At 65.3% G+C, this 16,826-nt stretch carries 17 protein-coding genes and 1 tRNA gene; 3 read left to right on the top strand and 15 right to left on the bottom strand.

The genetic code is table 11. The features are described from left to right. Positions 1-43: 43 nt before the first annotated feature. From KHN96_RS12740 to KHN96_RS12725, 4 genes are all read right to left on the bottom strand, one after another. Positions 44-120 (bottom strand) — tRNA-Gln (locus tag KHN96_RS12740). 50 nt (positions 121-170) lie between these two features. Beyond that, positions 171-1,040, bottom strand: a complete 870-nt coding sequence (gene ispE / locus KHN96_RS12735) for a 4-(cytidine 5'-diphospho)-2-C-methyl-D-erythritol kinase (protein WP_045785724.1) — start codon at positions 1,038-1,040, stop codon at positions 171-173. Positions 1,041-1,056: 16 nt separating this feature from the next. After that, the gene (lolB, locus tag KHN96_RS12730) at positions 1,057-1,668 is read right to left on the bottom strand and encodes a lipoprotein insertase outer membrane protein LolB (protein ID WP_045785725.1); all 612 of its coding nucleotides are present in this window, start codon (positions 1,666-1,668) and stop codon (positions 1,057-1,059) included. Next, a complete protein-coding gene (locus KHN96_RS12725) occupies positions 1,668-3,599 on the bottom strand; it encodes a tetratricopeptide repeat protein (RefSeq protein WP_062739105.1) in 1,932 nt (643 codons plus the stop codon). Before KHN96_RS12725 ends, lolB begins: the two co-directional genes overlap by 1 nt. A gap of 101 nt (positions 3,600-3,700) precedes the next feature. On the opposite strand from KHN96_RS12725, the gene mutM reads away from it, so the two are divergent. The 3 genes from mutM to mutY all read left to right on the top strand — a co-directional run bounded on the left by mutM (position 3,701) and on the right by mutY (position 8,048). Next, positions 3,701-4,564 carry a bifunctional DNA-formamidopyrimidine glycosylase/DNA-(apurinic or apyrimidinic site) lyase gene (gene mutM / locus KHN96_RS12720; RefSeq protein WP_062739104.1) on the top strand — a complete coding sequence of 288 codons (864 nt, stop codon included), beginning with the start codon at positions 3,701-3,703 and terminating at the stop codon, positions 4,562-4,564. A 288-nt stretch (positions 4,565-4,852) separates the two neighbouring features. Then, complete coding sequence (locus KHN96_RS12715; RefSeq protein WP_115044400.1) at positions 4,853-6,796, top strand: dynamin-like GTPase family protein; 1,944 nt, start codon at positions 4,853-4,855, stop codon at positions 6,794-6,796. A 103-nt stretch (positions 6,797-6,899) separates the two neighbouring features. Then, a complete protein-coding gene (mutY, locus tag KHN96_RS12710) occupies positions 6,900-8,048 on the top strand; it encodes an A/G-specific adenine glycosylase (RefSeq protein WP_062739103.1) in 1,149 nt (382 codons plus the stop codon). A gap of 16 nt (positions 8,049-8,064) precedes the next feature. Here mutY and KHN96_RS12705 read toward each other — a convergent pair whose 3' ends face one another. From KHN96_RS12705 to KHN96_RS12655, 11 genes are all read right to left on the bottom strand, one after another. Continuing rightward, complete coding sequence (locus KHN96_RS12705) at positions 8,065-8,718, bottom strand: LON peptidase substrate-binding domain-containing protein (protein WP_045785729.1); 654 nt, start codon at positions 8,716-8,718, stop codon at positions 8,065-8,067. 92 nt (positions 8,719-8,810) lie between these two features. Further along, entirely contained in the window at positions 8,811-9,701 is an 891-nt protein-coding gene (rapZ, locus tag KHN96_RS12700; RefSeq protein ID WP_062739102.1) for an RNase adapter RapZ, read from the bottom strand. A 94-nt stretch (positions 9,702-9,795) separates the two neighbouring features. Further along, on the bottom strand, positions 9,796-10,119 hold the full coding sequence (locus KHN96_RS12695) for a PsiF family protein (protein ID WP_045785731.1): 324 nt from the start codon (positions 10,117-10,119) through the stop codon (positions 9,796-9,798). A gap of 186 nt (positions 10,120-10,305) precedes the next feature. Beyond that, complete coding sequence (gene hprK, locus KHN96_RS12690; RefSeq protein ID WP_045785732.1) at positions 10,306-11,280, bottom strand: HPr(Ser) kinase/phosphatase; 975 nt, start codon at positions 11,278-11,280, stop codon at positions 10,306-10,308. Between the two features lie 70 nt (positions 11,281-11,350). Beyond that, positions 11,351-11,806: a PTS IIA-like nitrogen regulatory protein PtsN gene (gene ptsN, locus KHN96_RS12685; protein WP_004633390.1), complete on the bottom strand. Its 456-nt coding sequence runs from the start codon at positions 11,804-11,806 to the stop codon at positions 11,351-11,353. A 342-nt stretch (positions 11,807-12,148) separates the two neighbouring features. Continuing rightward, entirely contained in the window at positions 12,149-12,502 is a 354-nt protein-coding gene (hpf, locus tag KHN96_RS12680) for a ribosome hibernation-promoting factor, HPF/YfiA family (RefSeq protein WP_045785733.1), read from the bottom strand. Positions 12,503-12,553: 51 nt separating this feature from the next. Beyond that, entirely contained in the window at positions 12,554-14,053 is a 1,500-nt protein-coding gene (locus KHN96_RS12675) for an RNA polymerase factor sigma-54 (RefSeq protein WP_211888719.1), read from the bottom strand. A 107-nt stretch (positions 14,054-14,160) separates the two neighbouring features. Further along, positions 14,161-14,949, bottom strand: a complete 789-nt coding sequence (gene lptB, locus KHN96_RS12670) for an LPS export ABC transporter ATP-binding protein (protein ID WP_045785735.1) — start codon at positions 14,947-14,949, stop codon at positions 14,161-14,163. 28 nt (positions 14,950-14,977) lie between these two features. Beyond that, positions 14,978-15,544, bottom strand: a complete 567-nt coding sequence (lptA, locus tag KHN96_RS12665; protein ID WP_062739100.1) for a lipopolysaccharide transport periplasmic protein LptA — start codon at positions 15,542-15,544, stop codon at positions 14,978-14,980. A gap of 58 nt (positions 15,545-15,602) precedes the next feature. Next, a complete protein-coding gene (gene lptC / locus KHN96_RS12660) occupies positions 15,603-16,235 on the bottom strand; it encodes an LPS export ABC transporter periplasmic protein LptC (RefSeq protein WP_045785737.1) in 633 nt (210 codons plus the stop codon). 4 nt (positions 16,236-16,239) lie between these two features. After that, a complete protein-coding gene (locus KHN96_RS12655) occupies positions 16,240-16,824 on the bottom strand; it encodes a KdsC family phosphatase (protein WP_062739099.1) in 585 nt (194 codons plus the stop codon). Positions 16,825-16,826: the final 2 nt, after the last annotated feature.

The following is a 16,826-nucleotide window of genomic DNA, read 5'->3' as shown; positions in this document are numbered from 1 at the left end:
TTGGGCGCCAACCGGGCAATTGCTGGGAACATGAGGAAGAAAATGGCAGGGGAGGAAGGACTCGAACCCTCGCATGCCGGAATCAAAATCCGGTGCCTTAACCAACTTGGCGACTCCCCTACACAACCGATCGGTTACTGCTTCCATTGCAGAAGCAATAACTGCAAACCCTACACGGCAAACCTCGCGAGCGGGTGATGCGTCAGACCTGCCGCACACCTACCTTCCCACGCGGAAGGTACCTGGTCCGCTATCGCCTGCGCATGCTCGACGTTGTCGAACGGAGCGAACACGCATGCACCGGACCCGGTCATCCTTGCCAGGGGGCTGAACTGACGCAGCCAGGCAAGAGCTCGGGCGATTTCGCCGTATTTCCTTTCCGCCACCGCTTGCAGATCGTTGCGACCGTAAGCGAAAACAATTTGTCGGTCAGGAAAGTCCGTAATTATGGTGCGGGGCGTATCGCGTGTCAACCCATCGTCAGAAAAAATTGCAGGGGTCGGCACATGCACGCGCGGGTGGATGACCACGAACGCGGCCGGCGGCAACGTGACAGGGGTCAGCTCTTCGCCGATGCCCTCGGCGAAGGCGTTCTGGCCGAACACGAAGAAGGGCACGTCGGCGCCCAGCTTCAGGCCAAGCGCCATCAGCGTCGCGCGTGGCAGATCCAGGCCCCACAGGCGGTTGAGTGCGAGCAGCGTGGTCGCCGCGTCGGATGAGCCGCCGCCAATGCCGCCGCCCATCGGCAGGCGTTTCTCGACGGTGATGTCGACGCCGTATGTGCAGCCGGTTTCGGCTTGGAGCAGGCGTGCCGCGCGGATCACGAGATCGTCCTCGGGCGGCACCCCGGGGATGTCGTTGGTGCGCAGAAGACGGCCGTCCGGACGCCGGGTAAAGTGCAGCGTGTCTGACCAGTCGATCAGCTGGAAGACGGTCTGCAGCAGATGGTAGCCGTCGGGCCGGCGGCCGACCACATGCAGGAAGAGGTTGAGCTTGGCGGGCGCGGGGCAGTCGCGCAGTTCGTCGGGCGCAGAAGTCATGACGGACGGCAGCGGATTATTGGTCCAGCACGAGCCGCACCGTGAGTGGGCCGTTGGCGCCCTGCGGACGCTCCAGGTCGAGCCGGCGGATACGGGCGTCGCCCGGCGCGTCATCCGCCCAGGCGACGTAGCGCACCGTCCAGCCGTTCTGCTCGATGGTCTCGGGACGTGATTGCGCGTCGCGCGCCACGCGGGCGGGGGCGCCGGGGGCCGGACGCGCGCGCAGCCAGTCGCGCAGGCCCGCCACCGGCAGCGAAAAGCCCAGCGCATCCTGCATCAGCGTGTCGACTTCGGGGGCGCGCCGGGCGGGCTGGTTCGGCAGTTCGAGCGTGGCGCCCTGATTGTTCTGGCTGACGATGGCGAGTGTCTGGCCCAGCGGCGACATCAATTCAAGCTGCACGTCGGGGCCGCGCTCGCGCCACAGGAAGCTGCCGACGGCGCTCTGTTCTGCATTGCCCTGGGTGTACCGCGCCGAGAAACGGCCCTGGTACCGCGTGACGGTGGCGTCGGTGTCCTGGGTGCCGGCAAACAGGTCATTGGCCGGCCGCACGCTCGCGCAGCCGGTGAACAGGAGGCAACTCACGCCGAGCATCAGTGCGCCGAACGCGCTTGGAAGCCGCGCCGCCATCAGTTCGTGCTCGCCGGGGGATTGGGGATCGGCTGGCCGAAGCGGCGCAGCGTGTCGCGCAGCGTGTTGTCGTTGATGTCGAGCTTGGCGGCTTCCATCCATACCTTGCGCGCGTCGTCCTGCTTGCCGGATTGCCACAGCACCTCGCCGAGGTGCGCCCCGATCTCGGCTTGCGGAGCGGCGCTCCACGCCTTGCGCAGGATGTCGGTGGCGGCCGGCAGATCGCCGCGGCGGTATTTGACCCAGCCCAGGCTGTCGGCAATGTAAGGATCATCCGGCGCCAGCGAGACGGCCTTCTCCAGCAGTTCCTGCGCTTCCTGAAGCCGGATGTTGCGATCGGCCAGCGAATAGCCGAGCGCGTTGTAGCCGATGGCCTGCCCCGGGCGCAGGTCGATGACCTTGCGCAGCAGCGTTTCCATGTTGTCGTAATGGCCGTCGTGCTCTTCAAGCATGGCCAGCTGATACGTGTATTCGACGTTGTCCGGATCGGCGCTCAGCAGTTCATTGACGCGTGCCCGCGCACGGCCGTAGGCCTTGGCGTCCATCAGCATGCCGATCTCGGCCTGACGGATGCCGTCCATCAGGGCCTGCCGGCGTGGGCCGTCGGGCACGTCTTCCGCATCGGCGACGAGTTCGTCAAAGGTCTGCTGCGCTTCGTCGATGCGGCGCAGCTTGCCGAGCAGCTGGCCGCGCTTGATGCCGGCCGCCATTGCAGTCTGACCGTCGGCGTCGCCGTTGGCCGAACCGGTGATCTTGTCGACCCAGCCGAGCGCCGCGGCGTAGTCCCGCTTTTCCTCGGCCAACTGGGCCAGGCCCTGGTAGCCCGGCTCGGGGCTCAGCGTGGGCGACTTGGCGGTGGCGGAGATGTACTCTTTCAGGTAGCGCTCGGCGTCGTCGTACTGGCGCTGCTGCAGGTTCAGCAGGCCGAGGGCCAGCGTGATGCGCGCATCGTTTGGCGCGATCTTCTTGAGGGCCTCGAATTCGGCGCGCGCCTGGTCCTGCTGATTGCGCATCAGGTACATGCGGGCCAGCGCCAGGTGGCCGTCCAACGAGGCCGGCGCGGCCTTCAGGAACGTGCGCAGGCCTGCGATCGCGGCATCGGGGTCGCTATCGGCGCGCAGTTCCGCTGCGAGGATGGCGGCGTCTTCATAGCCGGGCCGCAGTTTGAGCGCGGTATCGAGTTCCGACAGGGCGCCGGGCACATCCTTGGCGGCGGCCTTGGCGCGTGCCAGGGCCAGATGCGTTTCGGGGCGCTGCATGTCGTGCGCCGCGATGCGCTGCAGCGCCGCCACGGCGCCTTGCGGATCGCTGCTCTTGGACATCTGCTGCTGCAGCTGCAGCAGGGCGTCCGCGCGCTGGCCCGGCGACACCTTGTTCAATTGCGCCTGCAGCATCGGTTCGACTTCGGACCACTGGCCGGTGGCAACCAGCAGCAGCTGCTGCACCTGACGCGCCGGCATGGACGTGGGCGACAGCTCCACCCACACGCGCGCGGCGGTCAGGGCTTGCGTGGGCGAGCGGCCCAGGAACGCAATTTCGGTGGCGCGCTGGGCGAAGCGCGGGTCGCGCGTGTCGTGCGCGAGGCTCAGATATGTGCGGTACGCAGGTTCGGCCAATCCGCGCTGCAGCGACACCTCTGACGCGAGCACGCGGTACATGATGTCGGCGGAAAGCGGGACGCGCGGCAGGTCCGCCCGATCGGCGCCTTGAAGGCCGCTACGCGGGCGCGAACGTTCGAGCTGGATGGCGGTGCGGCCATCGCCTTCCTTGCTGCCTTGGGCAACCGGGGCGGGACCGGACACCGGAGGCGAGGCCCATGCGGGCAGGCTCGTCAACCCTCCCGCTACCAGCGCGGCCAACAGAGCGGCTCGGCTGCGCGGGAATCGCCGCGGGCGTTGCGTCGCGGACGAACGGGAGAGGGCGTGGGGCATGGTGTCGAAGCTCCGGATGGGGGTTCGGGGCATTGTAGCCTGACCGCTACAATCGCCCGCATCGTCAAAAAGCTTGGAGCCGCACATGGGACGGAGGTTCGATGCCTGAGTTGCCGGAGGTCGAGGTCACCCGGCTGGGTCTGCTACCGCATATTACCGGGCGACGTATCGTGCGCGCCGTCGTGCGCCATCACGGGCTGCGCTGGCCTATCGACCCGGCGCTTCCCGGGCTGCTCGCCGGGCTGACCATCACCCGCGTCCTCCGTCGCGGCAAGTACCTGCTCATCGAATGCATGCCGCAGGCGGGCCAGGGCGACGTGGTGGGCGGCTGGCTGCTGATCCACCTCGGCATGACAGGCACCTTGCGCGTCCTTGAGGCGCCGGCCCCGCCCGGCGCCCACGATCACGTCGATATCGAACTGGCCGACGCAACCGGCGTGCCGATCACACTGCGCTATCGCGATCCGCGCCGCTTCGGGGCGTTGTTGTGGCACCCCGGCGACGAGGCTGGCCTGGCCGAGCACCCATTGCTGCGCAATCTCGGCATCGAGCCGTTCGACGCGCGCTTTGACGGCGACTGGATGTACACGCGCACACGCGGACGCCGCGTTGCCGTCAAGTCTGCGCTGCTGGCCGGCGACATCGTGGTGGGCGTGGGCAACATCTATTGCTCGGAGAGCCTGTTCCGTGCCGGCATCCGGCCCACCACGGCGGCCGGCCGCATCAGCCGTCCGCGCTATGCGGCGCTGGCCGGGGCCATCCGGGCCACACTGGCCGACGCCATCGCGCGCGGCGGCAGCACCTTGCGCGATTTCGTCGGCTCCGATGGACAGAGCGGCTACTTCCAGCTCGACGCATTTGTGTACGACCGCGCCGGCCTGCCATGCCGCGTTTGCGGCACACCGATCCGCCAGATCGTCCAGGGGCAGCGCTCCACGTTCTACTGTCCGGCCTGTCAGCGCTGAGCGGTTCACCCCGGCGGCTGAAAGCGCCATTCGTAGCAGGGTGCTGGAGCGATTCAGGCGCCATTCCGCAAGGTTTTCGAAGTGGGGTGAGCCGCCGCCGATGGCATCCCGCAACACTTCGCTGCCCGGGCTGGCGAAGCGTGCGGAAAGTTCTCCCGAAAGCAGGTCGTTCCCTGTATCGTTCCACCTAAATTTGTGCATTTCTGTGCCGTAATGGGCGGTATCTGCGATGCCGAGGGGCGCGCGCGTTTTTCGCGGTCGGGTCGCGCACACAAAAAAGACAAAACGATGAACAACACGCTGAGCACACAGTTCGAGCAATACAGCGCGTGGCGCGCTTCGGTACTGCAGTCGGTGGGTGAATTCCAGGACTGGCTGCAAGCCCAGGAGCTGTACGACGCGCAGGCAGACATGCGTGCGCAGCGCATCCGGGGCGTGCTGCGAAGCGACAAGCTCAAGGTCGCCTTCATTGCCGAGTTCTCCCGCGGCAAGAGCGAGCTGATCAACGCCATCTTCTTTGCGGACTTTGGCCGCCGCATCCTGCCGTCGTCGGCGGGCCGGACCACGATGTGTCCGACCGAGCTGATGTACGACGAAAGCTATCCGCCGTCGATCCGTCTGCTGCCGATCGAGACGCGCCTGCACGATGCGTCGACCGCTGACTTTCGCGATGCCGAAAGCCATTGGCTGTCGGTGCCGCTCGATCCCTCGTCGCCCGAGGGCATGCTCGAAGCGTTCCGCCATGTGGTGGAAACCGTGCGCGTGCCCAAGGAAGAAGCCGAGCAGCTGGGCCTCTATAACGACGCCGATCCTGACGCCGCGTTTTCGGTGGATGCCGCCGGCACGGTCGAAGTGTCGAAGTGGCGGCACGCGATCATCAATTTCCCGCACCCCATGCTCAAGCAGGGGCTGGTGATCCTGGATACGCCGGGGCTGAACGCCATCGGTACCGAGCCGGAACTGACGCTGCGCCTGATTCCGGATGCGCATGTCGTCGTGTTCGTGCTGGCAGCGGACGCCGGCGTGACCAAGAGCGACCTGGAGCTGTGGCGCTCGCACGTGGGCGGTGGGCAGCGCAAGGGCTGCATCGCGGTGCTGAACAAGGTCGATGGGCTGTGGGATCCGCTCAAGACCGACGAGGAAGTCGAGAGCGAAGTCAGCCGCCAGATCATGACCACGGCACAGGTGCTCGATATCGATGTCGAGCGCGTGTATCCGGTGTCGGCGCAGAAAGGGCTGCTGGCCAAGGTCAGCCACGATTCGGCTCTGCTCGCCAAGAGCCGCTTGCTGGAACTGGAGTCGGTGCTGTCGGATCAGCTGATCCCGCAGCGGCGGGAGATCGTTACCGAGCAGGTGCAACTGGCCGTGAAGGACATGGCCGCCGGTGCGCAGCAACTGCTGCAGATGCGCCGCCGCGACATCGTCGAGCAGCTGTTCGAACTGCGCGGCCTGCGCGGCAAGAACCACACGATGGTCAAGCACATGCTCATGCGCGTGCAGGGCGAGAAGGAAGAGTTCGAGCAGAGCATCGCCAAGTTCCAGGCGCTGCGCACGGTGTTCGGCCGCCACAGCGCCGAGATCATCAAGAGCATGCAGCTCAAGCAGATCCGCTCGACCATGCGCGAAGCGCGCGAGAAGATGAAGGAGCGCGTGTTCTCGCGCGGCCTGCGCGACGACATGGACAAGCTCTTCGCGCATCTGACCGACCTCGTGCGCGACGCGGCAGCTCGCATCGACCAATTGCATCAGATGGTCGACGGCATGTACAAGAAGTTCAACGCCGAGCACGGCTTTACGCTGTCGCCGCCGCTGCGCTTCCTGGGCACCCGCTATGACGCCGACCTGAAGGAAACGCTGCAGCTTGCGCACAATCATTTCGGCGCGTTCAGCTTCCTGACGCGGCCGAAGCCGCAGCTCGTGCATGGCGCGTTCTCGACCGTGGCCAGCCGCGTGCTGGATACCTTCCAGGACATGAACCGCGACATCGAGATCTGGCTGAAGTCCGTCATGACACCGCTCGAAGCGCAAGTCCGCGATCACCAGAAGCAGCTGCGCAAGCGTGTGGATTCGATCGAGCGCATCCATGAAGCGACGGACACGCTCGAGACGCGCATTGCCGAACTCGAAGCACTGCTCAATACGCTGGACGAACGCAGCGGCACGATTGCGCAGTACTCCGACCGCATCCTGGCGGCAGGGACGATGCTGGAGCGCCAATCCGTTGCGGCGTAATGCGGAGGGGAAACCGTGAGAAGGGCGCCTGCGGGCGCCTTTTTCGTTCTGGTAGGATCGCCGCCGGCGCGCATCTTCCGCGCGCCGCCTGGACATCACACGCATGACCACCGCTGCCCGCCGCGCACCACGCACCGCGCAAGTTGCTCCCGCACTACCGCCGCTTCCCGATGATTTCGCCGTACGCGTGATCGCCTGGCAGCAGCGTTACGGCCGTCACCACCTGCCGTGGCAAAACACCGGCGACGCGTATCGCACCTGGCTGTCCGAGATCATGCTGCAGCAGACGCAGGTGAGCGCGGTGCTCGGCTACTACGCGCGTTTCATCGAGCGCTTCCCGACCGTGCAGGCCCTCGCCGCCGCGCCCGCCGACGACGTGATGGCCGCGTGGGCGGGCCTCGGCTATTACACGCGCGCCCGCAATCTGCATCGCTGCGCGCAGATCGTGGTTGCCGAGCATGGCGGCGTCTTTCCGCGCGATCCAGCGGTGCTGGCGACGTTGCCTGGCATCGGCCGCTCGACCGCTGCGGCCATCGCCGCGTTTTCGTATGGCGTGCGCGCTGCCATCCTGGATGGCAACGTCAAGCGCGTGTTCGCGCGCGCGTTCGGCATCGACGGGTTTCCTGGCGACAAGCGTGTCGAAGACACGATGTGGCGCATTGCTGAGTCGGTGTTGCCGCCGGCAGAAGGCATTGAGCCGTATACGCAGGGCTTGATGGACCTCGGGGCGACGGTCTGCACCCGCGGCAAGCCCGCGTGCCTGACCGGCGAACGCGCCTGTCCGCTCGAATCGCTGTGCGAAGCGCGCCGTACCGACCGCGTGATGGAGCTGCCCGTGCCGCGCCCGCGCAAAGCCATACCGGAGCGTGCCGCCACGCTGGTCATTGCGCTCCACGGCGATGCGGTGCTGCTGCAGCGCCGGCCGCAGCGCGGTATCTGGGGCGGGTTGTGGTCGCTGCCGCTGGTGGGCGAGATGGACGATGCGCTCGATGCGCATCCGCTCGATGTGGCGGCCGTGCGCCAGGCGGCGCAGGGCTATGGGGATGTCTCGTCGGTTGAGCGTGCGGGCGCGCTTACGCACACTTTCACGCATTTCCGGCTGCACATGCACTTGTTGCGCGCCCAGATCACCACGCCCGCAGCGCTGGACGACAACTGGCGCTGGGTTCCGCTCGCGCGGCTGAATTCGGTGGGGTTGCCTGCGCCGGTCAAGCTGGCGCTCGAGACGTTGGTGCAGCCGAGCCTCGTCTAGCGCGGCCGGTTCGGCATCACAGGATGTGGTGCTGCTTCATGTAGCGATGGACGATCTCGATGCGCATGCCGGCGTCCATCAGCTCCATCAGCCTCTGCTTGGCCTTGAGCGGCACCGGCAGCAGTTCGCACAGCCGGTTGGCGACCCAACTGGGCCTGTTCCAGTCGTACGGTTCCATCATGGGGAGGTTGCCATCTTCGCGCGCGCCCAGCGTGGTGATGATGCGGCGCAGGGCGCCCACGCAATCGTCGAAGAGCTCGCCCTTGCAGTCTTCCACATCAGCGCCCAGGGGCTCCACGGTCCCGCGCATCAGGCCGTTGGCCGTGGTCTCGAACGACAGGACCCTGAAGCGCTGCGTGCCCCGCACCTTGATCATCAGCAGGCCGAGCTGCTCCATGTCGCATTCAATGATGTGGGCGATGCAGCCGACGTTGACGGGGATGGTTGGCGCATCCGAGGTGGCGACTTCGTTACCGTGCTCGATCAGGCATACGCCAAACGGTGTCTGATCGCGCAGGCAGGTGCGCACCATGTCGATGTAGCGTGCTTCAAAGATGCGCAGAGGCAGCAGGCCGCCAGGAAACAGCACCGTGTGCAGCGGGAACAGCGGCAGCTCGGTCGGCAGCGGCGGCAGCGGCGAGAACGGCGAGAGGGCGATGTCTTCTTGCATGGACTGGCTTTGGGCTGGCGGCGGCAAGATCTTCGCGTGGCGCCGCGCGAGCCGTACCCAAGCGACGTCGGCCCGCGCGCGTGGCGCGCGGCTCAGCCGTCTACGGCCAATTCGCGGTGGCGGACCAACACATTACCATGCGCCCGGAAGTACGTGGCAAGCCTTTCAGCGATGTACACCGAGCGATGCTGGCCGCCCGTGCAGCCGATGGCAACGGTCAGGTAGCTGCGGTTGTCGGCGATGAAACTCGGCAGCCACTTTTCAACGTAGGCGCGAATGTCTTCGGCCATTGCCAGCACCATCGGCTGGCTCTGCAGGAAATCGATGACGGGCTGGTCACGCCCCGTGAGCGGGCGCAACTGCGTGTCGTAATACGGGTTGGGCAGCGAGCGCACGTCGAAGACGAGGTCGGCGTCGGTCGGCACGCCATGCTTGAAGCCGAACGATTCGAACATCAGCGTGATGTCGTGCGGCTCATCGCTGATGAATTCCTTGATGTACGCGCGCAGGGCGTTGGTGCGCAGCGTGCTGGTGTCGATGCGGTGCGCCGGGTCGGCCAAGGGGCTCAGCAGCTCCCGCTCCATCTCGATGGCTTCAACCAGCGACGTGTCAATCCCCTTGGCCGCGGCCTGCGCATCCCGGACGTCCGGGCGGCCGTTGCGAATCGACAATGGATGACGCCGGCGCGTTTCGGAGTAGCGCTGCACGAGCGCGTTGGTGCTTGCCGTCAGGAACAGCATGCGCACGTCGTGTTCCTTGCGCAGCAGCGTGACCGTTTCGGGGACCTTGCGCAGCGACTCGCGGCTGCGGATGTCAGTGGCCACGCCCAGGTGCGTGTAGCCCTGATCTGCGAGATAGCCCGCAAGCTCGGGAATGAACTGGGCGGGCAGGTTGTCGACGCAGTAGTAGCCTGCATCTTCGAGCACGTTCAGGGCGACCGATTTCCCCGAGCCCGACATACCGGTGATGAGAATGATCCGCATGCCGCGAGGATAGCATTCCTGTGTTGCAAAGCAGCGATCCGAAAAAAAAGGCGACCTGCACGGCCGCCTTTCTGCTGCACGGTTAAGCGGATGCTCAGCCCTTCGAGAGGCACTCGCTCTGGGCCTTTTTGTACTCGTCGCCCTTCTTGCCCTTGTTGGCCTTTGCGCACGCGGCCATCTTTTGCTGCTGGGTCATCGGCGCGGCAGCCGGGGCGTCCGTCTTGCCAGACAGGCAGTCGCTCTGGGCCTTCTTGTATTCAGCGCCCTTCTTGCCCTTGTTGGCCTTCGAGCAGGCGGCCATGCGTTCCTGCTGCGACGTCTTGGCGGCGGGAGCGGCAGCCGGTGCGCTGGCCTGAGCGAAAGCCTGGCCGGCCAGGAACGGGAGCGCCAGGGCGCAAGCGGCAATCAGTTGTTTCATCGTGGATTCTCCTTGGGTGGCCTAAAGAAGAGCGAGCGGAGAGGGCCGCCGCGCTCGCGATGAACGCCGCCGCGTGCGTGCTCGGCGCATTCCTTCCCACAACGGGGAGGGCGCATGTCGGGTTGACGTTTCGCAACCAAAACTAGGGTAAAACCGGCCCTATTGCGAAACTATGTTTCGACATCGTTAAAGCAGCCGACCCTGCGGCGAGTGCGATGCGGCCTCGGCCTGCATGGCCGCGCGCTGGCGGTCCATGAAATCGCGCAGCGTGTCGATGCCCCGTAGGCGCAGGATGGTGTTGCGCACGGCCGCTTCGACCAGCACGGCCAGGTTGCGGCCGGCAGCCACCTGGATCTTCACCATGTGGATCGGCAAGCCGAGGACGTCGAGGTACTGCGAATCGAGCGGCAGGCGCTCGAACTCGCCATCGTTGCGGCGCACGAGCTGGACGATCAGCTTGATCTTCATCTTGCGGCGCACCGCTGTCTCGCCAAAGATCGTCTTGATGTCGAGCAGGCCTAGGCCGCGCACTTCCAGCAGGTTCTGCAGCAGAGGCGGGCAACGGCCTTCAATGAAGTCGGGCCCCAGGCGCACGAAATCGACGGCATCGTCGGCCACGAGCCCGTGACCGCGCGAGATCAGTTCCAGCCCGAGTTCGCTCTTGCCCAGGCCCGAATCGCCCATGATCAGCACACCCATGCCGAGGATGTCGAGAAACACCCCGTGCATCGTCACGCGCGGTGCGGAGATGCGCGACAGGTACAGGCGCAGGTGGTCGATGACGGCGGCCGACGAAATCGGCGATGTGAACAGCGGTGTGGACGACCGCGTGCAGCGCAGCTCGAGGTCCGGCGGCGGGTTCACGCCGTCTGCCACGACGAGGAAGGGCGGCTCCAGCAGGATCAGTTCGCCCATCTGGCGCTTGCGGTTTTCTTCCGACAGGCGCTGGTAGTACGTGATCTCCGGCTTGCCGAGTACCTGGATGCGGTTCGGGTGGATGAGGTTCAGGTGCCCCACCAGGTCCGCCGCAGATGTGGCCTCCTTGGCGAAATCCACGTCGAATGCGCGGTCCGCGCCTTCCAGGCCGGCGACCCACGACAGCTTCAGGTCGGCTGCGTTGTCGTCGAAGATCGATTGGGCGGTGACGCCGGTCAGTTCCATAGCAGGGCAGGGCGGGCACGGTGCGTTCGCAATCGGTTGCCCGGTCAGGCGAAGGCCGATTGCGCCGCGCTCAAGGCCGCCAGTCGGTCAGTAGCTGGTGAATCGCCTCGGGCGACGGCAGGGTGGCGAGGCCTTCGCGCATGTCGCGATCGGACAGCAGTTGGGCGATTTCGGAGAGGATTTCCAGGTGCTGCTGCGTGGCCTGTTCGGGCACCAGCAGGAAGATGAGCAGCGAGACAGGTTTGCCGTCCGGCGACTCGAACGGCACCGGCTCGGACAGGCGCATGAAGGCCGCCAACGGCTGCTTGAGCCCCTTGATTCGGCCGTGCGGGATGGCTACGCCGGCGCCGAGGCCCGTGGAGCCCAGCGACTCGCGCGCAAACAGGTTGTCAGTGACGACGGCGCGTGCCACGCCGTGGTTGTTCTCGAACAGCAGGCCGGCCTGTTCGAATACCCGCTTTTTGCTGGTTACGCTGACGTCGAGGGCGATGTTCCCGGGCGGCAGCAGTTTGGCCAAGCGATTCATGTGCAATGCGTGAAATGAGCGGCGTCCCTCTGCACCAAATTGGCGCGCGGACAATCGGGTCATTATAGACCACGTGTCACGCGGCTTTGTGCGGCGCACCAGCGGTGTGCCGGGCAGAGAGGCTGATCCCCCAAGGCTGCAATTGACCGGAGCCGGCAGTGCTTGCCCGGCATCGGCGCTCTTCTTGCCAGCATCGCGCCAAAAACCGCGCCACGCCAAGCATTCAAACTTTGTTCAGATTTTAGCCCGACTTAATTCCCATGCAATCGGATTCGTCGGCGGTGCACCATGGCATAAAAAAACCGCGCCGACTCAGGGCGCGGTCTTCATGATGCCGTCTTGCTATTGCTGCATCTGCGCGGCCTGGAAGGCCTGATGCTTCACGCTGTCACGGTCGTGTCCTTGAACACGGTCCTTGTACTTGATCACCTGCCTGTCGAGCTTGTCGACGAGTAGATCGATGGCCGCATAGAGATCTTCATGGTGTGATTCGACGAAGACGTCCTTGCCCTTGAGGTGCAGGTTGATTTCTGCGTACTGGCGACGATCCTTCTCCTTGTGGTTATCGACCGATAGCAGGACGCTGACGCCAATCACCTGATCGAAGTGCCTGATCACACGCTCCAGTTTCGTTTCCACGTACTCACGCAGCGCAGGCGTGATGTCCAGGTGGTGTCCACTGAGTTTGAAGTTCATAGCGGTTCTCCTTCTCACGGATGGGCCGCACCGGAACTGCCCGCGATGCGGCTATAAGGACTTGCGCAGATTCACTGCTGGGATCTTCAGGGCTTCGCGGTACTTGGCCACCGTCCGACGGGCCACCACGAATCCTTGTTCGCCTAACAGCTCGGCAATTCTGCTATCGGACAGAGGATTCTTCGGGTCTTCGGCTCCTACAAGTTGCTTGATGAGCGCGCGTATCGCAGTGGATGACGCAGCCCCGCCGGTTTCCGTCGATACATGGCTGCCGAAGAAGTACTTCAGCTCGAAGGTGCCCATGGGGGTCGCCATGTACTTGTTGGTCGTCACACGGGAGATCGTGGACTCGTGTAGACCCAGTGTATCGGCTATTTCCCGCAAAACCAAGGGCCGCATGGCGATTTCACCGTGCGTGAAGAAGCTCTTTTGACGCTCGACAATGGCTTGCGAGACACGCAGGATCGTATCGAAACGCTGCTGGATGTTCTTGATCAGCCAACGTGCTTCCTGCAGCTTCTGCTGCAGGTTGGCGGCGCCGGCTTCACCGCGGCTGCTGCGCAGGATCTGCGCGTACATGTCGTTGATGCGCAGACGCGGCATCACTTCGGGATTCAACTGCGCCATCCAGCCCGCACTGGTCTTGCGCACGACGACGTCGGGCACGACAAAGTCGGCCTCTGCGCGGCCGAACGCATGCCCTGGAAACGGCGCCAATGAACGAATGAGCTCGTGTGCCGCCTTGAGCGCCGGCTCGTCGACGGACAGTGCCTTCTTCAGCCGTGTGTAATCGCGTGCGGCGAGCAGTTCGAGATGGTGATTGACGATCGTGAGCGCGAGCGTCTTCGCCGGTGATTCGAGCCGGTGCAACTGCAGCGACAGGCATTCGGCGGCCGAGCGCGCGCCGATACCGGGCGGATCGAAGCTCTGCAGCATGCGCAGCGCGGCTTGCAGTTCGTCGAGTTCGACCTCGAGTTCCGACGGCAGATCGGCGAGGATTTCGTCGAGTGTGCCCGAGAGATAGCCTTCGTCATCGAGCGATTCGATCAGGAAGATGACGAGGCCCTTGTCGCGCATCGACAGCTTGAGCGGCGCGAGCTGCTCCATGAGGAATTCGCGCAGCGTCGGCTCGGCTTCACGCAGCTGCATGGGCGCGCGGTCGTCTTCGTCCGATTGCGGCTTGCGGGCGAAGTCGTCGAGGCTCCAGTCGGAGCGGTCGGATCCGTAATCGCTGTCGAAGTCGGCACTGCTGTCGTAGCTGGTTTCGGGAGCGTCGGTGCTGTCCGTGCCGTTGGGCGCGGGCGGTGGCGATTCGGTGGGCAGCGGTGTGGCGCTGCTGCTTTGCAGCGCGTTGACGGAGCCATCTGCGCCGATGCGCGCGGACGTGTCGAGCCACTCGTTTTCCCGCTCCAGCAGCGGGTTTTCGGTCAGAGCCTGTTCGACTTCCTGCTGGAGTTCGATGGTCGACAACTGCAGCAGCCGGATCGACTGCTGCAACGGCGGCGTGAGCGCCAGATGCTGAGAGAGACGAAGCTGGAGCGACTGTTTCATGCGGGCTATTCTATGCCCAACAGTCGCCCGATGGAACGGATTTTGCTTTATGGTGCGCCCTTACCACGCACCCTGTACGCTCTCACGACGTAAGCGTGCGGCGCGGCTTACATCCGGAAGTTGTCGCCCAGATAGACTTTGCGCACATCCTCGTTTTCGATGATCTGCTCGGGGCGGCCGGCGGCCAGCACGGTACCTTCGCTGATGATGTAGGCGTGATCGCAGATGCCGAGCGTTTCGCGCACGTTGTGATCGGTGATCAGCACGCCGATGTTGCGGTCCTTCAGGAAGCTCACGATGCGCTGGATTTCGCCCACGGCGATCGGATCCACGCCCGCAAACGGTTCATCGAGAAGAATAAAACGCGGCGACGAGGCCAGCGCGCGGGCAATTTCCACGCGGCGTCGCTCGCCACCCGACAGCGACAGCGCGGGGTTGTCGCGCAGGTGCGCGATCTGCAGGTCGTCGAGCAGCGCGTCCAGGCGGCGATTGACCTCATCCTGCGACAGCTTCTTGCCGTCCTGCTCCTGCAGCTCGAGCACGGCGCGGATGTTCTCCTGCACGTTGAGCTTGCGGAACACGGAGGCTTCCTGCGGCAGGTATGACAGCCCCATGCGGGCGCGCTGGTGAATCGGCAAGCGGCTGATATGCTGGCCGTCGAGCACGATGTCGCCGGCGTCCAGCGCCACCAGCCCGACGATCATGTAGAAGGAGGTCGTCTTGCCCGCGCCGTTCGGGCCGAGCAGTCCGACAACCTCACCGCTTTTCACGTCGAGCGATACGTCCTTGACCACCGTGCGCGTGCCGTAGCGCTTCTTCAGATGGCGGACCACCAGTGTGCTGGAGGTCGTGGCCTGCGGCGCGACGGTTTTCGGGGCGAGTGCGGTGGCGGACATAGGCAGACAGGAGAGGCAGCGGTACGGATCAGGGCTTGGCAGCGGGCGTGCTCGTGCGCGGGGCCAGGATGGCCCGCACGCGACCCGACGGGTTGGCGGAAGTGGCGTTCTCGGCGCCGCCCGAGGCTGTATAGAACTCCTTCTGCCCGTCGTACGTGATGACGGCGCCCCGGATCTCGTCGAGTTGCGTGGCACCTTGCAGGCGCTCCATGCGCGCGCGGCTGATCAGCTTGGAAATTTCCTGCTTGCCGTCGTACTCGATGCGCTCAGCCCATCCCTGGATGTATTCGTCGACGTTGTCGCGCTTCTGGCGGATGAACGCCAGGTTGCCCGGCTTGGACGTGGCCACGGCGTAGTTGTAGCCCTCGGGGTCTGTTCGCAGCTCGGCGGCGTCGGAGCGCAGCACCATGGTGCCTTTGGTCAGCACGACATTGCCGGTCAGGTGGTAGACCTGCTTCAGGTCGTCATAGCTGGCGTTGTCGGCTTCGAGCACCAGTGGCTTGTCGCGGTCGGCGCGCTCGGCGTGGGCGGGCAGGGCCGGGAGCAGCAGCGCGGCCACGATGGCCAGGCCGGTGGCACGGAAGGAGTGGGTCATGGAGATCACGTCGGAGAAGGGCGCGGTCGATGGGCGCGGTCAGGTGCGGGCGTGGAGTTTACTGCTTTGGCGCTCCCAGCCCCTCGATTCGGCCGCGCACGTTGCCCAGCAATTGTACTTGGCGCGTCACGTTGTTGAAGACGAGGCCGTTGGCGTTCATGACGGACGGCCCGCGGTGCAGTTCGACCGGCTTGTCGGTGCGCACGATGTCGTCGTTGAGCAGCACCTGGAAGTACGTTGAAGCGGCCGTCATCAGCGGATCCTGGCGCGGGTCCGGCCCCTGCGCACGGACCACCTTGGCGTTGTTGTACAGGTCGATGATGGTGCCTTCGCCGTTCATCTTGCCGAGGTCGGCGCGGGCGGTGACCTGCGGGCGGTCGGGCGCATACACGCGCAGCGCCGGGTACGTGACGTCGTAGGTGAGGTCGTCCTCGTAGTGGTTCATGTGGACGCCGGTGAAGCGGTATTTGGTGGCGCCGGTCTCATCCAGCGCGGTGGCCGAGACGCCGTCCATCGTGTAGTCGGGCGTGTGGCGCTTGGGTTGATTGGCGGCGGCATCGGTTTGCGGCGTGTTGACCTGCACGAGCAGGAACGTGATGCCGCACACGATCCCCATCAGCAGGATCGGCAGCCCGCGCAGCATGAGCTGCAGCACGGAAGAGACGAGGCGTTGGGAGCGTTCGCTGGCCATGGGCTCAGAAAGATTGCGGGGCCTGCAGCAGTTGCGCCAGCAGGGCATCGTAGGCGCCTTGCGCCTTGAGGATCAGGTCGGCCACTTCGCGCACCGCGCCGCGTCCGCCCGTCGCCTGGGCGACATAGTGTGCGCGGCTGCGCAGTTCGGCGTGCGCCTGGGCCGGGCAGGCCGCAAAACCGGCCAGCGTCATCACGGGCAGGTCGGGCCAGTCGTCGCCCATGTAGCCGGCGTCCGCCGGCCGCAGCTCGGTCGCGGCCAGCAGATGGGCAAACGCCTCGCGCTTGTCGGCCACGCCTTGGTACAGATGCTCGATGCCGAGTTCCCCGGCGCGCCAGGCAACGATCTCGGATTGCCGGCCGGTGATGATGGCCGGCGTGATGCCGGCCTGCGCCAGCAGCTTGATGCCATGGCCGTCGAGCGTGTCGAAGGCCTTGCTGATTTCGCCCTCGGGGCCCACCAGCAGGCGGCCATCCGTGAGCACGCCATCCACGTCGAACACCATCAGGCGCACGCGCGCCGCGCGTTCCATCGCCTGCGGAAAGCGCGCGTCGATATTGCTGTGGACGGGATCGGCCGGTGCGGTCATCT

It is taken from the genome of Ralstonia mannitolilytica (genome assembly GCF_905397375.1).
Classification (GTDB): Bacteria; Pseudomonadota; Gammaproteobacteria; order Burkholderiales; family Burkholderiaceae; genus Ralstonia; species Ralstonia mannitolilytica.
The sequence above is the reverse complement of the archived record's forward strand: the minus strand, read 5'-3'. Positions and strand labels throughout refer to the sequence as shown.